Origin of the sequence: Enterobacter cloacae complex sp.6700776, assembly GCF_048284255.1 — a bacterium.
Classification (GTDB): domain Bacteria; phylum Pseudomonadota; class Gammaproteobacteria; order Enterobacterales; family Enterobacteriaceae; genus Enterobacter; species Enterobacter intestinihominis.
Genome location: NZ_JBLVYK010000060.1, coordinates 1 through 498 on the forward strand (window position 1 = coordinate 1; position 498 = coordinate 498).

The window sequence follows — 498 nt, forward strand, 5'->3', positions numbered from 1 at the left end:
AGTGAATACGCAGCATGGTCTCCAGCGGATAGGGCCGTCGGCCATTGCCCGCCTTGGGATAAAACGGCTCGATGACAGCGGTCATATTCTGCCATGGCAGAATCTGCTCCATGCGGGAGAGGAAAATCTCTTTTCGGGTCTGACGGCGCTTAGTGCTGAATTCACTATCGGCGAAGGTGAGTTAATGGCTCATGATGTCCCTCTGGGATGCGCTCCGGATGAATATGATGATCTCATATCAGGAACTTGTTCGCACCTTCCCTAGACTTAACGATGTTAAAATTTTGGTTGTATTAAAATCCTCCTGCGAAAGTGAAATCATCCATGTATTATCTTTATGATAGTCGGTGATATAAATAAAATGAGATGTAAAAGGCGTTGAGTGATTGAACTCTCCTAGGTAATGACTCCAACTTATTGATAGTGTTTTATGTTCAGATAATGCCCGATGACTTTGTCATGCAGCTCCACCGATTTTGAGAACGACAGCGACTTCCG

Annotated in this window: 1 protein-coding gene and 1 pseudogene; both read right to left on the reverse strand. The window is 45.2% G+C overall.

Going from position 1 to position 498, the window contains the following annotated elements; genetic code table 11:
* Positions 1–181: pseudogene (locus ACNQ0T_RS23200) on the reverse strand (IS5/IS1182 family transposase); the annotation flags it as partial.
* A 233-nt stretch (positions 182–414) separates the two neighbouring features.
* On the reverse strand, positions 415–498 hold an 84-nt coding region (locus ACNQ0T_RS23205; RefSeq protein WP_032083315.1), incomplete at its 5' end, for an IS1 family transposase.